The organism is Parafrankia sp. BMG5.11 (genome assembly GCF_004337455.1).
This window is the reverse complement of record NZ_SJXI01000001.1, coordinates 372,221-388,584: the sequence shown is the minus strand read 5'-3', so window position 1 is coordinate 388,584 and position 16,364 is coordinate 372,221. Positions and strand designations below refer to the sequence as shown.

The window sequence follows — 16,364 nt, the reverse complement described above, 5'->3', positions numbered from 1 at the left end:
TCAGGCGGAACCCGGCCCGGCCCGCTGATCGAGCCACTGACCCAGCTTGGCGGCGATCGCATGGAACGCGTCCGCGCCCTCTCCGTCGCCCGCGGCGGGAGGCGTTCCGGCATCGCTCGCCTCGCGCACCACCAGGCTCAGCGGAATGCGTCCCAGGAACGGCAGGCCCGCCTCCGCCGCCGCATCCTCGACCCCGCCGCGCCCGAACGGATCGCTCGCTTCGCCGCAATGCGGGCAGACATAGCCGGACATGTTCTCGACCAGCCCGATGATCGGGACGCCGCCCTTGCCGAACAGTTCGGCTGCGCGCTGGGCGTCGATCAGCGCCAGGTCTTGCGGCGTGGAGACAATGACCGCACCTGCAGGCTTGTGCTTCTGCAGCATGGTGATCTGCACGTCGCCGGTGCCGGGCGGCAGGTCGAGCAGCAGGACTTCTGTATCGCCCCAGTGGGCGTCGACCAGCTGGCCGAACGCGCCGCTCGCCATCGGACCGCGCCAGGCGAGCGCCTTGCCCGGCTCCACCAGATGGCCCATCGACAGCATCTTGACCCCGAAGCGGCTGTCGATCGGGATCAGCTTGTCGTTTTCCGCCTGCGGTCGCTGCCCTTCGGTGTCGAGCAGCGTCGGCTGGCTGGGACCATAGACGTCTGCATCGACCAGCCCGACCCTGCGGCCGCTGCGCGCCAGCGCCACCGCCAGATTGGCGGTCAGCGTCGACTTGCCGACCCCGCCCTTGCCCGACCCCACGGCAACGATCACCGGGCCGCTGCGCACCGGCTTGTCCGCCATGATTGCCACCCGCACCTCGGCCACGTCCGGGGCCGAGCCGAGCACATCCTTCACCGCCGTCTCCAGCGCATCGCGCTCGGCTGCGCCCAGCCCCGATCCATCGAGGATCGCGGTCACCCTGCCATCGGTCCACTTCAGCGACTGCACGCGGGCCGCGACGGGTTGCGGCAGGCGCGCGGTCAATGTTGTCTCGTCCATCAGGGCCGGCGCACTAGCACCAATTTCGCCGTCACCACCCCTGTTTTTCCGGCCGATGCTACCTATAAGTGGAAGCATGGACATCAAGGATGGGATGGGGCGCCTGGTCGGCCTCGCCATGGCTGGAAAAAGCCCGTGGGGCGGAAAGCAGCCGGGGGACAAGCCTGAGCCGGACAAAGGCGGCCCCGGCGAGACGGCGGGATCGGGCGATGGTCCGCCGAAAGCGAAGGGTCCGCGCAACCCGTGGTTGCCTTCGGCCGATGAGCCGCGTCGCTCCGCGAGTATCGAGGACATCTTCAAAAACCGCGGTCCCGAAGGTCCGCGCCGCACCGGCGGCGGCGGTCCGGGCTTCCGCCTTCCCGAGCGACCTGGCGGTAAGAGTTGGTTCCCGCTTGCCGTCGGGGCGATCGCGCTGGTGTGGCTGGGCATCTCGGTCGTCCATCAGGTGGGCCCCAAGGAACAGGGGATCGTCACTACGTTCGGAAAGTATTCCAGCACCATGCAGCCGGGCCTGAATTTCTCGTGGCCCTGGCCGATCCAGCAGGTCGACATCGAGGAGGTCAGCGAGTTCCGCATCGAGCAGATCCCCGAGGGATCGGCGCAGAAACTGATGCTGACCGGCGACCAGAACCTGGTGGATCTCAGTTACATCGTCCGCTGGACGATCAAGGATCTGAAGCAGTTCCGTTTCCAGCTCGATGCGCCTGAGGAGACCGTCCGCGAGGTGGCCGAGGCGGCCATGCGCGCGTCGGTCGCACAGAAGACCCTCAACGATGTGCTGTCCGGTTCGGGTCGTGCCGACATCGAGCAGAGCGTGCTGACGCGGATGCAAGGCATCCTCGATGCGTACAAGTCGGGCATCGCGGTGCAGGGCGTGCAGATTCGCAAGACCGACCCGCCCAAGGAAGTGGAAGAAGCGTTCAAGGACGTGTCCGCCGCGCAGCAGGACGCCGACGCCGAGATCAACCGCGCCGAGGCCTATGCCCAGCAGATCCTCGCTCGCGCGCAAGGTGACGCGGCGTCGTTCGACAAGATCTATGCCGAATACAAATTGGCGCCCGAAGTGACCAAGCGGCGGTTGTATTATGAAACCATGGAGCGGGTCCTGCGCCAGAACGACAAGACGGTGGTCGAGACGGACGGCGTCCAAACCTACCTGCCCCTGCCTGAGCTCAAGCGCCGCTCGCAGAGCGCCAGTCCCCCGGAGGCCCAGTAATGGAAGCGTTCTGGCAAACCCACCGGACGTCGCTGATCGCAGTCGCAGTCGCCGTGGTCGCGTTGATGTCCACCTTGATCGTCGTGCCCGAAACCCAGCAGGCGGTGATCATCCGAACCGGTGAGCCGGTGGCGACGGTCAATCAGTTCAAACCCGATCAGCCGTTCGGCCGCACTAACGCAGGTATCTGGTGGCGCATTCCGTTCGTGGACCGGGTGGAGCGCATCGACAAGCGAGTCCTCAGCGTCGACATGGAGCCGCAGACCGTGCTCTCGACCGACCAGTTGCGGCTGAACGTGGATGCCTATGCCCGGTACCGGATCATCGATCCGATCAAGATGGTGCAGACCGCCGGCAACCTGGCGACAGTCGAATCGCAGCTTGGCCAGGTGCTGTCGTCGGTCGTGCGGCAGGAACTCGGACGGCGCAGCTTCACTGCGCTGCTCGCCGCTGAGCGCGGAACCACGATGGCCAACATCCGCACCAAGCTGGACGTGCAGGCGCGCAAGTACGGCGCCCAAGTCATCGACGTGCGGATCAAGCGCGCCGATCTGCCCGACGGCACGCCGCTCGAATCCGCGTTCCGCCGGATGCAGAGCGCACGGCAGCAGGAAGCCGCCACGCTGCGCGCGCAAGGGTCGAAGAACGGCCAGATCATTCGCGCCGAGGCCGAGGCACAGGCTGCCAAGATCTACGCCCAGGCGTATGGCAAGGACCCGGAGTTCTACGATTTCTACCGCGCTATGCAGAGCTACGACACTACCTTCGCGGCCGATTCCAAGTCGTCGAGCACGATCATCCTGTCGCCCGACAACGAGTATCTGAAGCAGTTCCGCGGAAACAACTGACGAGCCGGCGGATGTTCAATCGCGGTTCAGCCCCGCGGGCGTGATTTCACGCCGATACCGAAACTGGGGGAACACGGCGGAGGCGCCTGCGCTTCCGTCACGCAAGAGGAAGCAAAGGACGTTATGCGCGTGCGATATTCTTACGGACTGACCTCGGCGCTGCTGATCGGAGGCGCCGCGATCTCGCTGGTCACCGGCAACCCAGCCGGGGCTCAGGTGGCTCAAAACGACGACAGTCAAATGGCGCGCGTGGTCCCCCGTGCCGGAGCGCCCGAAAGCTTCGCCGACCTGACCGCGCAGTTGCAGCCGGCGGTGGTCAACATCTCCACCCGCCAGCGAATCCAGGTGCAGGCGCAGCAGAACCCGTTTGCCGGCACCCCGTTCGAAGGGCTGTTCGGCGGACGCGGCGGCAACGGCGGCGCGCAGCAGCCGACTACCCGCGAGGCGCAATCGCTTGGTTCGGGTTTCATCATCTCGGCCGATGGTTATGTCGTTACCAACAACCACGTGATCGCGCCGCAGGGCCGGGGCGAGGTGGCAGAGATCACGGTCACCACCCCCGACGGAACCGAATACCCTGCCAAGCTGATCGGCAACGACGCCGCGTCCGACCTGGCAGTGCTCAAGATCGGCCGTCCGGAGCCGTTTCCGTTCGTCAAGTTCGGCGATTCGCGGCAGGCGCGGGTCGGTGACTGGGTGATCGCCATCGGCAATCCGTTCGCGCTCGGCGGCACCGTCACCAGCGGGATCGTGTCGGCGGTGTACCGCACCACTGGCTCTGGCACTGCTTACGATCGCTACATCCAGACCGATGCGAGCATCAACCGCGGCAATTCGGGCGGCCCGCTGTTCGACATGCAAGGCAACGTCATCGGCATCAACAACGCGATCTTCTCGCCGTCCGGCGGCAGCGTGGGCATCGGCTTTGCCATCCCTGCCGAGATCGCGGCGCCGATCGTGCAGAAGCTGCGGTCCGGCGTCGAGATCGAGCGCGGATACCTCGGTGTCTCGCTGCAGTCGGTCGCGGGTGACCTGGCCGATTCACTCAACCTGCCGCAGAATCGCGGCGAATTCGTCCAGTCGGTCGAGCCTGGTCAGGCGGCGGACAACGCCGGCATTCGCCCAGGCGATGTCGTCACCAAGGTGGGCGGCAAGGACGTGACGAGCGATCAGACGTTGTCGTTCCTGGTGGCGAACACCGCGCCCGGCACCCGGCTCCCGATCGAAATCCTGCGAGATGGGCAACGGCGCACGGTGAACGTGACCGTCGGCAAGCGCCCGACCGAGGAGGAGCTTGCCCAGTCGCAGTTGTTCAATAGCGAAGGCCAGGCGGAAGACGACCCGAGCGGCTCAGCCGGCCGGGGGGACGCGTCCCTGGCGCAGAGCCTTGGCCTGCAGTTGTCGCCGATGACGCCGCGCTATGCGCAGCAGCTCGGCGTTTCGGCCGAGACGGACGGGCTGGTCATCCTGGACGTCGCGGCCGGCTCCGATGCCGGCAACAAGGGTCTGCGTCCCGGCGACATCGTGGTGAGCGCAAACTATCGCGAGGTCGATACGGTGGCCGCGCTGGGTTCGATCGTGTCCGCCGCGCAAGCCGCGGGACGCGAGACGGTGTTGCTGCGCATCCAACGTCGCGGCCGGCCGCTGACTTACGTGCCGATCCGCATCCGCTGAATTTTGCTCGCACTGAATGAAGGGCCCCGCCCGGCATATGCCGAGGCGGGGCTTTTCATTAGAACGGCGGGCGTTGACTGGCGGTGGGCTGGGGCGCCGGAACTCTGAGCCGGGGCGGCGGCGGTGGCGGGCCACTGCCCCCCGTCGCGCTGTTCAGGAAGTCGTCGCTTGCCGCCTGGGTGCCTTCGTCGCTGGGCTGCGGGCGACGTACCGGCGGCAACGCCGGTCCCGGCCCGCCTTGTTCACCATTGGCCGGGAAAGGATCCTGTTTTTGTCCGGGCGCGCCCGATGCCGGCCTTTGCGGCTCGATCAGATTGCCGCCCTCGTCGATGTAATAGTAGTCGTCGGGGTCCCCGTACATCTGCTCGTCGTCCGGCTCGAGCTGCCACTCCGGCAACTTGAGTTCGGTGTTGAACTGCTCGACCGGCCGATCGCGCACCGCGTACTTCATGTACGCCGCGAACGCTCGCGCGGGGGCAGTGCCGCCCTGCAAACCGCCAACCGCCTTGGCATCGTCGCGGCCCATCCACACGCCGGTGGTGATCCCGCTCGAAAAGCCCAGGAACCAACCATCCTTATTGGAGCTGGTGGTACCAGTCTTGCCTGCCACGGGACGTCCGATCTGCGCGGAGCGCCCGGTGCCGGTGCTGACCGCCGTCTGCAGCAGGTCAGTCATGCCGGCCGCGACGTAGTCCGGCACCAGCCTGGTCGAGTTCTTCGCCTCGTGCCGGTAAAGCACTTCGCCGCCTGTGGTGGTAACCTTCACGATGCCGAACGGTTCAACGCTGTTGCCGCCTGCCGACACCGCCGCGAACGCGCGGGTCATGTCGATCACCCGTGTCTCGCTCGATCCCAGAACCATGGCGGGATAAGTCGAGATGGGTGTCGAGATGCCAAACCGGCGCGCCATCGACGCCACGGTGCCGAAGCCGACCTCGTTGCCGAGCTGAGCGGCAACGGTGTTCTTGGAATAAGCGAACGCGGTGCGAACGTTGATCTCACCCGCGTAGCTGCCGCCGGAATTACGCGGACTCCAGCCGTCGATCGTCACCGGCACGTCCTTGACGGTGTCTTCGGGCGTGTAGCCCGCCTCCAGCGCGGCAAGGTATACGAACAGCTTCCACGCTGAACCCGGCTGCCGCAAAGCTTCGGTCGCGCGATTGTAGTTGGTCGCCACGTAATCGGTCCCGCCGACCATCGCCAGGATCGCGCCGTCACGGTCGATGCTGACCAGCGCTCCTTGCGCGCCGCTGGGCACGTTGGACTTGATCGCGGTCGCCGCCGCTTGCTGCATGCCCGTATCGAGCGTCGTCCAGACCTCGATCGGCTCGAACGTTTCCGGCAGCAGGATGTCGAGCTGCGGCAGCGCCCAGTCGGTGAAGTAGCGAACCGAGTTCTGGCTTTCGTCCTTTTTCAGTTTCACCGCGCTGGGATCGACTGCGGCCTCGCTCGCGGAAATGCGACCCTGTTCCCGCATCAGGCCGAGCACCACGTTGGCCCGCCCCACCGCGGCGTCGACGTCGGCGGTGGGCGAAAACCGGCTTGGCGCCTTGACCAGACCGGCGATGATCGCTGCTTCCGCCGTCGAAAGCTCGGTCGCGTCATGGCTGAAGAACTTGCGGCTGGCCGAGTCCACCCCGTAAGCGCCACCGCCGAAATAGACCTTGTTGAGGTACAGCTCCAGGATCTGCTGCTTGGAGAACTTGGTCTCCAGCGCCATCGCCAGGATCGCCTCGCGCAGCTTGCGGTCGAACGAACGGTTGGAATTGAGAAACAGGTTGCGCGCCAGCTGCTGCGTGATGGTCGAGGTCGCCTGAAGCCGCTTTTCGCCGCTGAGCCAAACATAAACCGCGCGTGCCAGGCCGATCGCATCGACCCCGGGATGCGAGAAATACCGCCGATCCTCGACCGAGATCATCGCATCTTTCATCACCTGCGGAATCTGGCTGCTATCGAGCCACTTGCCATAACTCGGCCCCAGCTCGACGATCTCGGTTCCGTCGCGTGCGCGCACGACGATGGTCTGCCCGGGCTGCGTCGCCTTGAGAGCGGAATAAGTCGGCAGCGAGCGCGCGGCGAACAGCACCGCGAGGCCAAGGAACAGCGCGCCGAGCAGCGCGGCCGCGCCGCCCCAGATGACGCCGCTGCGCAGCCACAGGCGCCAGCCGGTCCGCTCAGTGGCCCTCTTGCCGGGCCGATTGCTCGTATGCCGCCTGCGCTGCGTCTCCGCAGCGGCGCGCCGGCTTCCTCGCTGAGCCATCTATCGTCCCGACACCCTCATCACGCGAGGGTGCATAGGCGAGATGGAACCCGGCGTGAACGGTTATTGCGCGCCGCCTCCGGCGTCACTGTCCTGCGGGGTGAAATCGAGCGAGGCTGAATTGATGCAATAGCGCAGCCCGCCGTGGTCGCGCGGCCCGTCGGGGAACACGTGGCCCAGGTGCCCGTCGCAATTGGCGCAGGTCACTTCGGTCCGGACCATCCCATGGCTGAGGTCGCGGTGCTCCTGGATCGCCGAACCCTCGGCCGGGGTGTGGAAGGCCGGCCAGCCGCAGCCGCTGTCATACTTGCCATCGCTGTCGAACAGCTTTTCGCCGCACCCGGCACAGCGGTATTCGCCGGCGCCATAGTTCTTGTCGTACTTGCCGGTGAAGGCACGCTCGGTGCCTTTCTCGCGCAGGATGTGAAACTGCTCAGGGCTCAGCTTTTCACGCCATTCGGCAGCGGACAGGTTCTTGAAATCGATCGTCATCGGGAGGTCTCCTTCCCGATCATATGGGGTGCACGCTCGAGCCGCTCAACCGTCGACCTGCGCATAGTGGACGGGCGGCTGGATCACCTCCATTCGCTCGGTCAGCAGCGGGCGGAAACTCGGCCGGCTCTTGAACACCGAGTACCAGCCCCGCGACTGCTCGTGCCCGGTCCAGTCGATGCCGCCAAGATAATCCGCGACCGAGATCTGCGCCGCCGCGGCGAGATCTGCCAGGCTCAACGTCGAACCGGCCAGCCACGCCCGCGTATCCACCAGCCAGTCGATATATTCGAGATGCTCGTGCGCCAGCTTCATCGCTTCGCGGAGCACCTTGGAATCGGGCGGCTGGCGCAGGACGATGCGCTTCTTCATCCGTTCGTGCAGCAGCGGCGCGGTGACATCGCCATAAAAGTTTTCATCGAACAGCGCGACGAGCCGGCGGATTTCGGCCCGGTTCGTCGCGGTGCCGTTGATCATCGCCGACCGGTCGACGGTTTCCTCGAAGTATTCGCAGATCGCCCGGCTGTCGGCCAGCACGACCCCCTTCGCCTGATCCTCCAGCACCGGGGTGCGACCGGCGGCATTGAGCCGCCAGAATCCATCGGAGGGATCCCACGGGTTTTCCCGCCAAAGTTCGTAACCGACCTGCTTCTCCGACATGAGCAGGCGCACCTTGCGGCTGAACGGGCAGAGGGGAAACTGATAGAGGCGCCACATGGCCGCCGGTCATGCACCACCCCGGCAGCGGAATCTACCGTGGCGACGGAGAATACCCGCGGGAAATCGTCAGCGGTTACCGGCCTGGTCGACCGCGTCCTGCATTCGTGCCGCCATCTCGCGCAACGCCGGGATCATCGCCGACACGCCGCCCGCCATTCCGGCGACCGCATCCATCGCGCGGGGCAGCTTGTCGTGGATCTGGGACGGCACCGTCTCAGCATCTGGAGAGACGTGCCGCAATGTCAGGTTCGGGTCGATATCGCGCGGGTCATCCCCAGCAGCCTCGGCCACGGCGCGCGCCAGCGGAGCCAGCGGCACGTCGAGCAAGGCTTCACTCGCGGCAGCCATGCCCTGGGCCACGCTTTGTTGAAGCACCGGGTCCCGCAGCATGTCCGCCACCCGAGCGGCGTCCTCCTCGGTATGGTCCTGCGCCAGAACAGGGGCGGGGACGACAAGCGCGGCCAGCAGTGCTGAAGCAGCGATCATGCGCATGGGCTTCACCTTTCAAGACAAGACGACGTCGCAGTAATCTAAAGTCGGGCCACTTGCCCGCCGCTGAACGCCCCGCTCGGCCCGTCGCGTCAAAGCCCCGATGCGTCGAGAAGCAACAGGCAGGGGGTCATGGCGGCATCCAGTGCACCGGGCGCCGCAAGCGCTGTCGCCTGCTTCCGTGTCCGGATCGCCACCAGGTCACGGCTCCAGCCGGTCTCATCCATGATCCTGGCGGATGCTTGCACCATAAACTCGCGTCCCCGCTCGCTCAGCGCCGGCCACTGTGCGCCTTCTCCGCGCGTCTGCATCGCCGCGCCGAGCGCAAAAGCGGCCGAACACTTGAGCGCGCTTGCCTGGGGCAGGGACAGCGGCGCAGGTTCGGGCGCGGCATCTGGAACAGTCTGGGCCGCGAGCGGGGAGGCGGCGAAGAGAGCGATCGGCAGAAGGCGAAGGGTCATGCCGCAGCCTCTAACCGGGTGATCCTGAACCGCGCCAGTCCGCATTGACGGCGCTTGCCCGCCGCGTCATCGAGCCCGTCAAAGGAGAACCGACCCATGGCCGACCACCCCGCTTGCCACCTGCTGATCGCCGGCGAGGCGCTGTCGGGCGAAGGCCGCGACACCCAGGACATCGTCGATCCGGCCACCGGGGAGGTGATCGGCAGCGTGCCGCACGCGACCTCCGCAGACCTCGACCGGGCGCTCGAGGCGGCGCAGCGGGGGTTTCGCACCTGGCGCGATACGTCGGCCGATCAGCGGACCGCCATCCTGTTGAAGGCGGCCGCGTTGATCCGCGAACGCGCCGCCGCGATCGGGGAGGCGTTGACGCGCGAACAGGGCAAGCCGCTGAAGGAGGCGATCAGCGAGACCGTCTATTCGGCCATACTGCTGGAATTCTACGCGCAGGAGATCAAGCGGATCTATGGCCGCACGCTGGTGCGCCCCGCCGGCCAGAGGGTCGAGGTGCAGTACCATCCGGTGGGCCCGGTCGCAGGGTTTGCCGCCTGGAACTTCCCCTCGCTCAACGTGATGCGCAAGATCGGCGGCGCGTTGGCTGCCGGTTGCTCGGTCATCGTCAAGCCGTCGGAAGAAACCCCCGCTGCGGGCCTGGCGCTGGTGCAGGCATGTATCGACGCAGGCGTACCGGGCGATGCGGTGCAGTGCGTGTTCGGGGTGCCCAACGATGTCAGCACGCACCTGCTGGGCTCCCCCATCATTCGCAAGGTGACCTTCACCGGCTCCACCCAGGTCGGCAAGCACCTGGCGAAGCTGGCGGCGGACGACCTGAAAGTCGCGACGATGGAGCTGGGGGGCCATGCACCGGTGCTGGTGTTCGCCGACGCGGATATCGACCGGGCGCTCGACACGATGGCCGCCAATGCGTTCCGCAACGCCGGGCAGGTGTGCGTCAGCCCCACGCGCTTCCTGATCGAGGAGCCGGTGTTCGAACAGTTCCGCGACGGCTTCGTCGAACGAACCGAGGCGCTCAAGGTAGGGAACGGGTTTGCCAAGGATACGGACATGGGGCCGATGGCATCCAGCCGCGGACTCGAGCGGATGGAACAACTGATCGGCGATGCCCGCGACCGTGGCGCGCACGTGCTGACCGGCGGTGAGCGGATCGGCAACCAGGGGTTCTTCCACCACCCCACGGTGCTGGCCGAGGTGCCGGTGGATGCGACGATCATGAACGAGGAGCCGTTTGGCCCGATCGCGCTGCTCAACCCGGCGGCCGGGGAGGACGCGATGATCGCCGAGGCCAATCGGCTCCCCTATGGCCTGGCGGCTTATGCCTGGACGAAGGACCCGGCCCGGCGGCGGCGGCTGGCGGCGGAAATCGAAACGGGCATGCTGGCGATCGATACCGGCAGCGTCTCGGCTGCCGACGCGCCGTTCGGCGGCGTCAAGTGGTCGGGCTATGGCAGCGAGGACGGACGCGAGGGCGTGCTCGCCTGCATGGTGCCCAAGACTGTCCACGAAGGCTAGGGTCCCGGGGCTACCACCACGATCGACCTTGCCCTTGCGGCGCGTTCGGGTAGCAAAGCGCAACTGACAACCGGAGGAGGAAAACGATGTACAGCCACATGATGGTCGGCTCGAACGATATCGAGCGGTCCAAGAAGTTCTACGACGCGACCTTCAAGGCAATCGGCGGACGCGAAGGCATAGTCGATCCCAAGGGCCGGCTGATGTACCTCTACAACAACAGCGCGTTCCTGGTCACCCAGCCGATCGACGGCCAGCCGGCGACCGCGGGCAACGGCTGCACGGTCGGGTTCTCGATGACTCCCGAACAGGCCAATGCCTGGCACAAGGCAGGCGTCGAAGCAGGCGGCACCGCGATCGAGGATCCGCCGGGCGAGCGCGAAGGTTCGGGCATGTACCTTGCCTACCTGCGCGATCCCGACGGCAACAAGCTGTGCGCGCTGCACCGCATCCAGCAGTAGCGTGTGTGCGCGGTGAGGTCGGCCTGCTGGCGGACCTCGCCGCGCTCCACATTCCGTATGCGGCGCATGAGCACGCGGCGGTCTTCACCGTCGCCGAAAGCCGCGCGCTCGATGCCGGCATCCCCGGCGCTCACACCAAGAACCTGTTCCTGAAGGACGCGGCGGGCGCATTCTGGCTGGTGACCGTACCGGCGGAAGCGCGGATCGATTTCAGGGCGCTGCCGCAAGCGATCGGCTGCAAGCGGGTCAGCTTCGCCAAACCCGAAGCCATGCAAAGCCTACTCGGCATCACGCCCGGATCCGTGACGCCCCTCGCGATGATCAACGCCGTGCCAGATAGCGTCACGGTCGTGCTGGACGAGGGACTCGCGGCGGCTGGGCGGATCAACGTCCATCCGCTGCGCAACACCGGCACGCTTGGCCTGTCGGGCAGCGATGTCCTGCGGCTGATGCGGCACTGGGGGCACACCCCCGTCATCGCTGCGATACCGGTGACTGGTTAGCGGCGCCGGAAGCGGAAGTACCAGACCTCGTGGTTGTAGACGGTGCGCGCCTTGTGCTCGTACCGCGTCTCGGGCCAACCGGACGGGCGGTTTTCCCAGTTTGCGCGTCCGTCGACCACCCACTCGAAGACGTCGGTGAAACGGCGCATCACCATCAACGCGTGGCGCAGGTATACCGCGTGATCGGTCCCGAAGCGCAGTTCTCCCCCTGGCTTGAGCTTGTCCGCCATCATCCGCACCGGCCCGTCGTTCATCATCCGGCGCTTGGCGTGGCGCGCCTTGGGCCACGGATCGGGGTGCAGCAGGTAGAGCATCGTCAGCGCCCCGTCGGGCACCCGCGCGAGCGCCTGCAGCGCGTCCCCGTGCTGGATGCGGACGTTGGCCAAGCCGCCGTCGCGTACATGCACCAGTGCCTGGGCAACGCCGTTGACGAACGGTTCGGCGCCGATGAAGCCGTGGTCGGGCAGCAGGTCGGCACGATAGGCAAGGTGCTCGCCGCCGCCGAAGCCGATCTCGAAATGCAGGGGGCGATCATCGCCGAACAATCGCGCCGAGGTGACCTCCCCCTCCTCCGGCACCGCGATCTGCGGCAGGAGGGTATCGACCAGCGCCTGCTGCCCGGCCCGCAGCGGCTTGCCCTGGCTGCGGCCGTAAAGGCGGTTGAGCGTGGTCGGGTCGCCGGGTTTATTCGCGGTCATCGCCGCGCGCCTAGCCTTACTTGAACCAGGCGGTCCAGACCCCATTGGCGCCGATCAGCGCCGACACGGGGCCAGCTGGGACCGCCATGACCTGCGCCGGGATGTGCCCAGCGCTGCCCAGCGCCGCGACCGATCCAGCGCGGAGCCACCGCGCGTCCGAAAGATCAGGTTATTTCAGTTTTTCAGCCTTGCTATCGGCCCACTTCTTCCCGGCGTCGCCGCCCCATAACAGCCAGGCGATGAAGCCGGCGGACGGGTCGCTGTCCGAATTCCACTTGTGGCTATCGGTGTCCTTGTCGACCGCATGGCGCGCGAAGTAGCTGTGCATCGATTTCACGTCAGCTTCGCTCAACTCGCGGCGGTCGGCGAGCTGGTGCGCGCGTTCGACCCCCACTTCAGTGCCGCCGCGGCCGAATTTCTCGCGCAGGCGCAAACCGCGCCTCGCTGCCGATGCCATCCGCTGGGTCGGAGTAAAGGTCCGCTCTCCCGCCACCGGTCAGGCCTTGTCGAGCGCGGCGGGTTTATGCGCCGCACGCTTCCCCTCATCGGTCTCGACGATGTATTCGGGATTGTCTTTCGACGCGGCGACCTTGTGCCCCTTGATCGTCGTGGGAGACGTCGCCTTTCGCACCACCTTGCCGTGCGCGGTGCCGCCGTGGCTTTTCCAGGTGACCTTGTCGCCCTTGCTCAGTTCCTTCGCCATCGCTCGTGTTCCTTCACATCTTACCGAGCAACGGAGCGACTTGCGCACCGTTCCGGTGGGCGAACGAAAACCGCCCGGGGACCTTGGCGGCACCCGGGCGGCTCTTCCCCGTCCAAAAGGAACTGGTCGTAAGGCGGCGCTTAAGCGGCCTGCGCCTCGTCTTGCGGGTCGCGCAGCACATAGCCGCGGCCCCAGACGGTCTCGATGTAGTTCTCGCCGCTGCACGCGTGGCTCAGCTTCTTGCGCAGCTTGCAGATGAACACGTCAATGATCTTGAGTTCGGGCTCGTCCATCCCGCCATACAGGTGGTTGAGGAACATCTCCTTGGTCAGCGTGGTGCCTTTGCGCAAGCTGAGCAGCTCCAGCATCGCGTATTCCTTGCCCGTCAGGTGGACCCGCGCGCCGTCGACTTCGACGGTCTTGGCATCGAGGTTGACCGCCAGTTTGCCCGTGCGGATGACCGACTGGCTGTGTCCCTTTGACCGGCGCACCACGGCATGAATGCGGGCGACCAGCTCTTCCCGGTGGAACGGCTTGGTCACGTAATCGTCCGCGCCGAAGCCGAAGCTGCGGATCTTGGAATCCATCTCGGCGATACCCGAAAGGATCAGCACCGGTGTCTGCACCTTGGCGACACGCAGTTTCTTGAGCACGTCGTACCCGTGCATGTCGGGCAGGTTCAGGTCGAGCAGGATGATGTCGTAATCATACAGCTTGCCGAGGTCCAAACCCTCTTCCCCGAGGTCGGTTTGATAGACGTTGAATCCCTCGGTCGTGAGCATCAACTCGATCGCCCGTGCCGTCGTCGGCTCATCCTCGATCAGCAGTACGCGCATCGCCGGTCCCCCCTGAAATCCCACTGCCCCTGGTAACGCCCCGTCAACGGGTGTTGCCCTTGGTTAACCACAAAACATCTGAAGGAAAAAGGTTAACGAGGCGTAAAGGGGATTAACACTTTCTGGTGTGGCCCGTCGGACTCAGTGGGTCATCCAACGCCGGCGAGCTTCTTCTGCCGCCTTCGCTGGACGCTCGAGCCGATCCCCAGCGCCTCGCGATATTTGGCGACCGTGCGGCGGGCGAGATCGAAGCCCTTGTCCTTGAGCAGATCGACCAGGGTGTCGTCCGACAGGATCGCCTTCGGGTCTTCCGCCGCGATGAGCGCGCGAATCGCCGCCTTCACCGCCTCGGCGCTTGCCCCACCCTCCCCGTCCGAAGATGCGACGCCGCTGGTGAAGAAGTACTTCAGCTCGAACGTCCCGCGCGGGCAGGCGAGGTATTTGTTGCTGGTCACCCGGCTGACGGTGCTTTCATGCAGATCGATCGCTTCGGCCACCGCGCGCAGGGTCAGCGGCCTGAGTTCGGCCACCCCGCGGCGGAAGAACCCCTCTTGCCGCTTCACGATTTCCGCGGCGACCTTCAGGATGGTCCGTGCCCGCTGGTCGAGCGCCTTGAGCAGCCAGTTGGCCTCCCCCAGCTGTTCCTTCAGCCAGGCCTCGGCCGCCTTGCCGCCACCCTGTCTGAGCTGGAGATAATACGTCCGGTTGACGATCAGCCGCGGCAAGGTCGCCTCGTTCAACGCGATGTCCCACCCGCCGCCGGCGGGGCGGAGCAGAATGTCCGGCACCACCGCCGCCTCCCCGCCGCCGCCGAACCGCAGCCCGGGCCGGGGATCGTAGGCGCGCAGTTCGGCGAGCATGTCGGCGAAATCTTCGTCATCGACCTCGCACATGCGTTTCAGGCGGGCGACGTCGCCGCGGGCGACCAGGTCGAGATTGTCGATCAACCGGGCCATGCACGGATCGTAACGGTCGGCTTCGCGGGCCTGCAGCGCGAGGCATTCGGCCAGGGTGCGGGCGCCCACCCCGGTGGGGTCGAGCGATTGCACCACCGCCAGCGCGCGCTCCGCCTCGGCCAGCGGGACGCCCAGCGCGTCGGCAAGTTCCGCAAGCGTGCCAGTGAGATAGCCTGCTTCGTCGAGCTGGTCGATGATCGCCCGCGCGACGAATTCCTCGCGCCCGTCGCCCGCCGCGGCGCCGACCTGGGCGTGGAGGTGGTCGGCCAGCGTCGGGCCATCGGTGGCACCCCGTGCGTCGATCCCCGGCCCGTCTTCCCCGCCACCGGAGGAAGCGGCGCTCCACTCGTCGCCGGTGTCGCGGTCGCGGTCGAGCGCGCTCTCATCAAGGTCCAGCGCCGCCTCGCCGTCGCCGCTGTCGGCGCCAGCTTCGCGCACAAGAGGTTCAACCTCGCCTTCCGGAGCATCGTCGCGCCGAACCTCGCCCAGTTCGAGCAGCGGGTTGGCCTCCAGTGCCTCGCCGATGAACATTTCGAGCTCGAGGTTCGACAGCGCGAGCAGGCGGATCGCCTGCTGCAGTTGCGGCGTCATCACCAGCGATTGGCTTTGCCTGAGGTCGAGGCGGGGACCCAGAGCCATCGATCGGCCTACAGGGTGAAGCTTTCGCCGAGATAGAGCCGGCGGACGTTCTCGTCGGCCACCAGCGCTTCGGGCGTTCCGGCGAACAGCACCTGCCCGCCGTAGATGATGCAGGCGCGGTCGACGATCTCGAGGGTCTCGCGCACGTTGTGGTCGGTGATGAGCACGCCGATGCCGCGGGTCTTCAGGTCCTTCACGAGGTCGCGGATGTCGCTGATCGACAGCGGGTCGATCCCGGCGAAGGGTTCGTCGAGCAGCATGATCGACGGCTTGGCAGCCAGCGCCCGGGCGATCTCGCACCGCCGCCGCTCGCCGCCCGACAGCGCCATCGCGGCGCTGGTGCGCAGCCGCTGGAGCCCGAACTCGTCGAGCAGCCGGTCAAGCTCGGCCGCACGGGTCGCCCTGTCGGGCTCCACCAACTCGAGCACGCTGTTGATGTTCTGCTCCACGGTCATGCCGCGAAAGATGCTGGTCTCCTGCGGCAGGTAACCGAGACCGAGGATCGCGCGGCGGTACATCGGCAGCCGGGTCACGTCCTCGCCATCCATCAGGATGCGGCCCGAATCGGGGCGGACCAGGCCCATGATCGAATAGAAGCAGGTCGTCTTACCCGCGCCGTTCGGCCCCAGCAGGCCGAGCACCTCACCCTTGCCCACCGTCAGCGAGATATCGGTCAGCACGCTGCGCTTGTCATAGCTCTTGGCGATCGAGATCACTTCCAGCCCGCCGTTCGGCAGGGGCGCGGTGGCATCGGCCGCCGGTATCGGGGCGGGCGCCGGGGCAGGATCGGTAGCAAGCGTGGTCATCGCCCCAGCATGTAGCACCCCACGAAAGCGTGAAAAGCCCGGTTGGCAGGATTCGTGCATGGTTCGCGGCGGGACGCTTGCCGAATCG

The 16,364-nt window shown here is 66.5% G+C and carries 18 protein-coding genes; 6 read left to right on the top strand and 12 right to left on the bottom strand.

The features are described from left to right. Complete coding sequence (locus E0504_RS01915) at nucleotides 1-987, bottom strand: Mrp/NBP35 family ATP-binding protein (protein ID WP_131621353.1); 987 nt, start codon at nucleotides 985-987, stop codon at nucleotides 1-3. 76 nt (nucleotides 988-1,063) lie between these two features. On the opposite strand from E0504_RS01915, the gene hflK reads away from it, so the two are divergent. From hflK to E0504_RS01900, 3 genes are all read left to right on the top strand, one after another. Next, the gene (hflK, locus tag E0504_RS01910; protein WP_207912084.1) at nucleotides 1,064-2,203 is read left to right on the top strand and encodes an FtsH protease activity modulator HflK; all 1,140 of its coding nucleotides are present in this window, start codon (nucleotides 1,064-1,066) and stop codon (nucleotides 2,201-2,203) included. Beyond that, nucleotides 2,203-3,051 (top strand): protease modulator HflC, encoded by an 849-nt coding sequence (gene hflC, locus E0504_RS01905; protein WP_131621351.1) that lies wholly within the window; start codon nucleotides 2,203-2,205, stop codon nucleotides 3,049-3,051. The genes hflK and hflC overlap by 1 nt, the downstream gene beginning before the upstream one ends. 123 nt (nucleotides 3,052-3,174) lie before the next feature. Beyond that, nucleotides 3,175-4,725 (top strand): Do family serine endopeptidase, encoded by a 1,551-nt coding sequence (locus E0504_RS01900; RefSeq protein WP_131621349.1) that lies wholly within the window; start codon nucleotides 3,175-3,177, stop codon nucleotides 4,723-4,725. 58 nt (nucleotides 4,726-4,783) lie between these two features. On the opposite strand, the gene E0504_RS01895 is transcribed toward E0504_RS01900, so the two are convergent. The 5 genes from E0504_RS01895 to E0504_RS01875 form a co-directional block, all read right to left on the bottom strand. Next, a complete protein-coding gene (locus E0504_RS01895; protein ID WP_131621347.1) occupies nucleotides 4,784-6,985 on the bottom strand; it encodes a transglycosylase domain-containing protein in 2,202 nt (733 codons plus the stop codon). A 63-nt stretch (nucleotides 6,986-7,048) separates the two neighbouring features. Then, nucleotides 7,049-7,477 carry a peptide-methionine (R)-S-oxide reductase MsrB gene (gene msrB, locus E0504_RS01890; RefSeq protein WP_131621345.1) on the bottom strand — a complete coding sequence of 143 codons (429 nt, stop codon included), beginning with the start codon at nucleotides 7,475-7,477 and terminating at the stop codon, nucleotides 7,049-7,051. A gap of 45 nt (nucleotides 7,478-7,522) precedes the next feature. Then, complete coding sequence (locus tag E0504_RS01885; protein ID WP_131621343.1) at nucleotides 7,523-8,194, bottom strand: glutathione S-transferase family protein; 672 nt, start codon at nucleotides 8,192-8,194, stop codon at nucleotides 7,523-7,525. Nucleotides 8,195-8,263: 69 nt separating this feature from the next. Continuing rightward, nucleotides 8,264-8,689, bottom strand: coding sequence for a hypothetical protein (locus tag E0504_RS01880; protein WP_131621341.1), 426 nt, complete (start codon nucleotides 8,687-8,689; stop codon nucleotides 8,264-8,266). An 89-nt stretch (nucleotides 8,690-8,778) separates the two neighbouring features. Then, nucleotides 8,779-9,147 (bottom strand): hypothetical protein, encoded by a 369-nt coding sequence (locus E0504_RS01875; RefSeq protein WP_207912082.1) that lies wholly within the window; start codon nucleotides 9,145-9,147, stop codon nucleotides 8,779-8,781. Between the two features lie 96 nt (nucleotides 9,148-9,243). Here E0504_RS01875 and E0504_RS01870 point away from each other — a divergent pair, with 96 nt between their 5' ends. The 3 genes from E0504_RS01870 to E0504_RS01860 all read left to right on the top strand — a co-directional run bounded on the left by E0504_RS01870 (nucleotide 9,244) and on the right by E0504_RS01860 (nucleotide 11,638). Beyond that, a complete protein-coding gene (locus E0504_RS01870; RefSeq protein ID WP_131621339.1) occupies nucleotides 9,244-10,674 on the top strand; it encodes an NAD-dependent succinate-semialdehyde dehydrogenase in 1,431 nt (476 codons plus the stop codon). An 86-nt stretch (nucleotides 10,675-10,760) separates the two neighbouring features. Further along, nucleotides 10,761-11,135, top strand: coding sequence for a VOC family protein (locus tag E0504_RS01865; protein ID WP_131621337.1), 375 nt, complete (start codon nucleotides 10,761-10,763; stop codon nucleotides 11,133-11,135). Nucleotides 11,136-11,140: 5 nt separating this feature from the next. Continuing rightward, nucleotides 11,141-11,638 (top strand): prolyl-tRNA synthetase associated domain-containing protein, encoded by a 498-nt coding sequence (locus E0504_RS01860; protein WP_131621335.1) that lies wholly within the window; start codon nucleotides 11,141-11,143, stop codon nucleotides 11,636-11,638. On the opposite strand, the gene E0504_RS01855 is transcribed toward E0504_RS01860, so the two are convergent. From E0504_RS01855 to lptB, 6 genes are all read right to left on the bottom strand, one after another. Further along, nucleotides 11,635-12,336 carry a tRNA (guanosine(46)-N(7))-methyltransferase TrmB gene (locus E0504_RS01855; RefSeq protein ID WP_131621333.1) on the bottom strand — a complete coding sequence of 234 codons (702 nt, stop codon included), beginning with the start codon at nucleotides 12,334-12,336 and terminating at the stop codon, nucleotides 11,635-11,637. The genes E0504_RS01860 and E0504_RS01855 overlap by 4 nt on opposite strands. 169 nt (nucleotides 12,337-12,505) lie before the next feature. Beyond that, entirely contained in the window at nucleotides 12,506-12,769 is a 264-nt protein-coding gene (locus E0504_RS01850; RefSeq protein ID WP_207912081.1) for a hypothetical protein, read from the bottom strand. A gap of 63 nt (nucleotides 12,770-12,832) precedes the next feature. Beyond that, nucleotides 12,833-13,039, bottom strand: a complete 207-nt coding sequence (locus tag E0504_RS01845; protein WP_131621331.1) for a DUF2945 domain-containing protein — start codon at nucleotides 13,037-13,039, stop codon at nucleotides 12,833-12,835. A 140-nt stretch (nucleotides 13,040-13,179) separates the two neighbouring features. Then, nucleotides 13,180-13,875: a response regulator transcription factor CtrA gene (gene ctrA / locus E0504_RS01840; protein ID WP_131621329.1), complete on the bottom strand. Its 696-nt coding sequence runs from the start codon at nucleotides 13,873-13,875 to the stop codon at nucleotides 13,180-13,182. 149 nt (nucleotides 13,876-14,024) lie between these two features. Next, nucleotides 14,025-15,470 (bottom strand): RNA polymerase factor sigma-54, encoded by a 1,446-nt coding sequence (rpoN, locus tag E0504_RS01835; RefSeq protein WP_131621327.1) that lies wholly within the window; start codon nucleotides 15,468-15,470, stop codon nucleotides 14,025-14,027. 8 nt (nucleotides 15,471-15,478) lie between these two features. Beyond that, nucleotides 15,479-16,276, bottom strand: a complete 798-nt coding sequence (gene lptB, locus E0504_RS01830) for an LPS export ABC transporter ATP-binding protein (RefSeq protein WP_131621325.1) — start codon at nucleotides 16,274-16,276, stop codon at nucleotides 15,479-15,481. Nucleotides 16,277-16,364 lie beyond the last annotated feature (88 nt).